Here is a 5706-nt window from a genome sequence, read left to right as displayed (position 1 = left end):
TCGGGAAGACCGCGGCAAACCCTGTCCTCTCGACGATGCACTGGTTCCCCGAGGAGTATGAAGAACACGAGAAGGAGGGGTTCTGCCGTGCCGGGGTCTGCACCGACCTGTATGCCCTCACGGTCGACCCGGAGTTCTGCACGGGCTGTACACTCTGTGCAAAGGTCTGCCCTGTCAATGCGGCCACCGGTGAGAGGAAACAGACCCACCACATCGATATGGGGACCTGCATCACCTGCGGTTCATGCCTGGACGCGTGCCGCTTCAGGGCGATCAAGGTCGTGAGGAGGGAGAAAACATGATTGACGTCACGATCGACGGGAGGAAGACCGCGGTCGAAGAGGGGACGACCGCTCTCGAAGCGGCGAAGGCCCTCGGGATCGAGGTGCCGACCCTCTGCTACCACGAGGGCCTGCCGCCTGATGGCAACTGCCGCCTCTGCCAGGTCGAGGTCGTCGAACGCGGGAGGAAAAACCTCGTCATCTCGTGCATGTACCCCATCAGGGGACCCGTCGAGATCTTCACCGATACGGAGGACGTGAGGAGGGCGAGGAACTTCGTCATCCAACTCCTCCTCGCCCGCTCACCGCAGTCCCCCGTCCTCCAGAAACTTGCGGAGGCGTATGGGGTCGAACCTCTTGACGAGCGCTTCGTGCAGAAGGGGGAGGTCGACCTCTGCATCAGGTGCGGCCGTTGCGTCCGGGCCTGTGCCGAACTCGGCACCGACTGCATCGACTTCGTCTCCCGCGGCTGGGGGAAGGAGGTGGACACCCCCTTCAGGGAACCCTCGATGGACTGCACTGGATGTGGCGCCTGTGCCGAGGTCTGCCCGACCGGTGCGATCCTGATGACCGAAGAGGAGGGGACACGCACGATCTGGGGGAGGACCTTCGAACTCGTCGCCTGTGAGATGTGCGGGGAACGCTTCGCGACGAAGGAACAGATTGCGGCAGGAAAGCCGGAGTTCAAGCTGAAAGAGGGGAGGACACTCTGCCCGCGGTGCCGGAGGATCGCGGAGGCGAAGGAGGCCGGAACAGGCCTCGGGACGAAGAAAAAAGATTGATGGGGCTTTACCCAGATCTCCGCAATTTTTCAGGCGTCCAGAGATTGGCCTGCAAAATGCGGAGGTCTGACGTGAAAATTCTTAAACCAGAATTGCATACACATCCCGATCATAGGGGGGATATGATGGAAAAAACCGAGAACCTGTTGCTGATCACCCCGGAGCGGTGCATCGGCTGCGGAACATGCGAACTTGCCTGCTCAATCGGGCATGAGGGGGAGTTCAGGCCGGCGGTCTCGCGGATCACGGTCCACCGCTTCGAGGGCGGTGTGAACATTCCCATGGCCTGCCTGCAGTGCGATAAACCCGCCTGTGCGGCCGCCTGCACCACAGGCGCCCTCGAGAAGGACACGCAGACCGGACTCGTCAATGTCAATCCGGCAAAGTGCATCGGGTGCCGGATGTGCGTGATGGCCTGTCCCTTCGGCAACGTCCTGTACAGCATGGAAGAAAAGCAACCCCTGAAATGTGACCACTGCGGGGGTGCGCCAATGTGCGCCGAGTTCTGCCCGACGAACGCGATCGAGTACCTGCCTGCCGATACGGCGACGGTCCAGAGGAAGAAGGCCTTCTCGGCGAAGATCGCCGCGGGCATTGCGGAGGTGGAGATCTGATGCACGGATGGATGGGGACGGTGCTCAGGGTCAACCTGACTGCGGGCACCGTCAAGAAGGAGTCCCTGAAGAAGGACGCCGCCGAGAACTATATCGGTGGCCGTGGCCTTGGCGAGAAGTACTTCATGGACGAGGTCGACCCGAAGGTGGACGCCCTCTCTCCGGCGAACAAACTCATCTTTGCGACCGGACCCCTGACAGGGACGATGGGTATCTCGACAGGGCGCTACGACGTCGTGACCAAGGGGCCGCTGAACGACACCCTTGCCGCCTCGAACTCGGGCGGCTACTTCGGTGCCCAGTTGAAGTACGCCGGTTACGACATGGTCATCCTTGAGGGGAAGGCCGCGAAACCGGTCTATCTCTGGATCAACAATGACAAAGTCGAAATCCGCGACGCCTCCCACCTCTGGGGGAAGACGGTCTACGAGACCGACGACGCCGTGAAGGCTGCGACCGACCCCGAGGCAGAGGTCGCCTGCATCGGCCCGGCAGGTGAGAAACTCGTCAAGTTCGCCTGCATCATGAATGACAAACACCGTGCGGCAGGGCGGACCGGCGTCGGTGCGGTGATGGGTACAAAAAACCTGAAGGCGATTGCGGTCCGCGGCACCCGCGGCATCAGGGTCGCCGATAAGGATGGGTACCTCGGCATTATCAGGGCGGCCAGGAAGAAGATATCTGAAAACCCGGTCACTTCCGCGGGTCTCCCGACCTACGGGACAAATATCCTGGTCAACATCATCAACCAGACCGGTGCCTTCCCGACGCGGAACTGGCGCGAGGCCTACACCGAGGAGGCCGACAGGATCTCAGGCGAGACCCTCACCGGCGCTCACCTCCTCCACGGCAAGGGCTGTGGGAGTTGCGTCGTCGGCTGCGGCCGGGTCGCGAAGGCGAAGGGGAAGTACAACGAGGTCGGAGAGGGACCGGAGTACGAGACCGCCTGGGCCTTCGGGGCCGACTGCGGGATCTTCGACATGGACGCCGTGCTGAAGGCGAACTTCCTCTGCAACGAACTCGGTCTGGACACGATCACGATGGGCTCGACGGTCGCGTGCGCGATGGAACTCTACGAGATCGGGGCCGTCGACCAGAAGAAGGTTGGCTACGACCTGCACTTCGGGAACGCCGACGCCATGGTCGCGCTGACCCGCGCCACCGCCTACCGTGAGGGCTTCGGGAACGACCTTGCAGAGGGCTCGTACCGCCTTGCCACGAAGTACGGCCACCCCGAACTCTCGATGACCGTGAAGAAGCAGGAAATGCCGGCCTACGACCCGCGGGGGGTGCAGGGGATAGGTCTGGAATACGCCACCTCGAACCGCGGCGGGTGCCATGTGCGGGGTTACACCATCTCGCCCGAGGTGCTCGGTCTGCCCATGAAACTCGACCCCGCGGTCACCGAAGGGAAGCCCGAGATCCTCAAGGTCTTCCAGGACCTCACCGCCTCGATCTCTGCCTCGGGGACCTGCCTTTTCGCTTCCTTTGCGATCGGCGCCGACGAGATCGCGGCTGAACTGAAGGCGGCGACAGGCGTCGACTACACCCCGGAGAAGGTGATGCAGATCGGGGAGAGGATCTGGAACCTTGAACGGATGTTCATCATCAAAAACGGCTATTCAGAGAAGGACGACACCCTGCCGCCAAGGCTCCTCAACGACCCGATCCCGGCAGGACCGGCAAAGGGGAAGGTCAGCAGGCTTCCCGAGATGCTCCCGAAGTACTACGAGGTCCGCGGCTGGGACAAGCACGGTGTGCCGAAAAAGGAGAAACTCACCGAACTGGGGCTTGGCAACCTCGCCTCCTGATCTTTTTTTTGCGCGGCGAACCCCTGGGGGGTGGTTGAGGGGGGCCGGCAGTCACCGATCTCTGCATCCTGTGCTCAGCCTTTCCAGGGGTCAATCACGACCTCAGGGTCCCCTTTGTTTGTCCTCGCGCGGGGTAGACCCCGGGAAAACTGAAAATTTTGACTTTGATGAGTGCCTTCAATCCCTTTCAGAGCAGGAAAAGAGGGCCGGATTTTCCCGGGGGCTATTCTCAGGGCCAGGGGATCCCACAGTCGTTCCCTGGACAAGACCCGCCTGGACGAGGACGAGAACTGCGATGGCTCCACCGATGGCAAATATTGTAGCGAAAGCCGTCCCCGCAGGCGCACCCCCCTGCCCGGCAAGGGCGATGCCGGTGATCAGGGGTCCGAGGGTTCCGCCGACATTCTGGAGAGTGTGGATGAGGGCCGAGGCTGTCGTCAACTTGGCCGGGGGAGCGGCGGCGACGACGACGATATTGTCGACCGTCAGGAGTATTGACATCCCCGACGAGACGGCGGTCCATACCAGGGCGAGGACTGGCACCGAGAGGGGGAAGAGGATGAGAAAACCGCACCCGACGGCGATCTCGACGGCACCGATGATGAACGCGAACTGAAACCCCTTTTTCTGCACGATCCTGCCTGCAACTGCGCCGGAGATCATGTCGGCCACCGTCCCGGGGACCATGATGAGTCCGACCGAGAAGGCGGTGAGGCCGAGACCTGCCGGGCTCTCGATGATATAGGGCATCGACTGGAGGAGGAGGAAGAAGAGGAGCATCACGACCATGTCGTTGATGCAGACAGTCCTGACAGGTGATTTGAGGAAGAAACCGGCATTGAAGACGGGGTCTTCGGCATGTCCTTCCCTGTGCAGGAAGAGGACGAGCGCACCGAGAGCAAAGACGAAGAGTGCCGTCACAGTCGGTCCGGGGAGTCCGGAGGGGTTCCAGAGAGAGATGGCGATCATCCCGCAGAGGATGGCGAGAGAGAAGAGGGCCGTACCTGCAAGGTCGACGCGGCCGCATCCCTCTCTCCGGGGGGAAGGCCGGACAATGATCGCGGCGGCGAGGACAAGGAGGACGGCAACCGGCACCATCCCGTGGTAGCAGGTCTGCCAGCCATAATGCTCGACGACATAGGACCCTGTGAGCACACCCGCGAAGGTCCCGGCTCCGTCTGTTGCGGCGACAAGCCCGATCGCCGACGGGACCAGGCGTTCGGGGACCTGTTCAGCGATGAGGGCACAGGCGATAGGGCCGACTGCAAGTCCGGCACCCTGCAACGCCCTGCAACAGAGGAGAGAGAGCATGTCCGACGCAAAGCCACCAAAGATCACCCCTGCGGTGTAGATCGAGAGGCATATGAGAAGCAGGCGCTTTTTTCCGTACCTGTCGCCGAGGACACCGATGGCCGGGATTGTCATCGCCCCGACAATCATCATGGCCGGGAGGATCCAGGCGGTGAAAACGGAAGACACGCCGAATTCGGCTTCAATGACGGGGAATGCGGCGACAAGCATTGCTTCGCCCGCCATGACCACCATGGCGGCGGTACAGAGGAGGGCGAGGAGCATCCATGAGTAATGTGATATAGTGTTGCTTTTATAATCCAATCGCATGGTTTAGGAATTTGTGGTGTTCAACAGTCCCTTTATACTGGGGACTGAAACCACATAGTGCTTCCCCGGCCCACCTATGCCTGCGTACTCCCGCGCGCGAGCGGTCGGGAGAGGTGACGCCGCGCCGTCGGCGGCACTTCAAACCAGCCTGTTGCCAGGGTCCGGGACCGGGCAATGACCTCTGGCTCCTGTGCCCGTGCCCCGCATTTCCGGCACTTGTATCCCTTATCCTTCCCGGCAGAGGTCATCCGGGCGCCACAGGCCGGGCAGAGCGGCGGCCTGATCACGAGATCATCTGCAAGGGTGTCGATGCGGATTTTTTCGAGGTTGAGCGTCCCGTGCTTGTAGCTCCCGCAGGCGAGGACGGTATCGCCGGGGACAAGTCCCCGCACGATATCCCTGAACCCTTTCGTCGGTTCAAAGGCCATGCAGGTAAGGCGCCGGTCTCCCTCCTCCAGGACGAGACCGACATGCCCGCCCTCACCGGTCGACGCCCTTTCCGCCACCCTCCCGGGGACGCGGTACGACCTCCCCTCAAGCAGGGACCCGATCGTCCCGGCGACGAGGTAGATCGGAAGAGCGTCGTGTAGGGAAAGAG

Annotated in this window: 5 protein-coding genes; 4 read left to right on the top strand and 1 reads right to left on the bottom strand. The window is 62.0% G+C overall.

The genetic code is table 11. The annotated features are described in order from the left end of the window. The 4 genes from Q0520_RS09780 to Q0520_RS09765 form a co-directional block, all read left to right on the top strand. A partial coding sequence (locus Q0520_RS09780) for a 4Fe-4S binding protein (RefSeq protein ID WP_298669487.1) occupies positions 1–302 on the top strand: 302 nt, incomplete at its 5' end. Further along, complete coding sequence (locus Q0520_RS09775; RefSeq protein WP_298669485.1) at positions 299–1063, top strand: 2Fe-2S iron-sulfur cluster-binding protein; 765 nt, start codon at positions 299–301, stop codon at positions 1061–1063. The genes Q0520_RS09780 and Q0520_RS09775, both read left to right, overlap by 4 nt. A gap of 122 nt (positions 1064–1185) precedes the next feature. Continuing rightward, the gene (locus Q0520_RS09770) at positions 1186–1677 is read left to right on the top strand and encodes a 4Fe-4S dicluster domain-containing protein (RefSeq protein WP_298669483.1); all 492 of its coding nucleotides are present in this window, start codon (positions 1186–1188) and stop codon (positions 1675–1677) included. Then, positions 1677–3488 (top strand): aldehyde ferredoxin oxidoreductase family protein, encoded by a 1812-nt coding sequence (locus Q0520_RS09765; RefSeq protein WP_298669480.1) that lies wholly within the window; start codon positions 1677–1679, stop codon positions 3486–3488. Before Q0520_RS09770 ends, Q0520_RS09765 begins: the two co-directional genes overlap by 1 nt. A 177-nt stretch (positions 3489–3665) precedes the next feature. On the opposite strand, the gene Q0520_RS09760 is transcribed toward Q0520_RS09765, so the two are convergent. Then, positions 3666–5063, bottom strand: coding sequence for an MFS transporter (locus tag Q0520_RS09760; protein ID WP_298669478.1), 1398 nt, complete (start codon positions 5061–5063; stop codon positions 3666–3668). Between the last annotated feature and the right edge of the window lie 643 nt (positions 5064–5706).

The organism is uncultured Methanofollis sp. (assembly GCF_937919355.1).
Lineage (GTDB): Archaea > Halobacteriota > Methanomicrobia > Methanomicrobiales > Methanofollaceae > Methanofollis.
The sequence above is the reverse complement of the archived record's forward strand: the minus strand, read 5'-3'. Positions and strand labels throughout refer to the sequence as shown.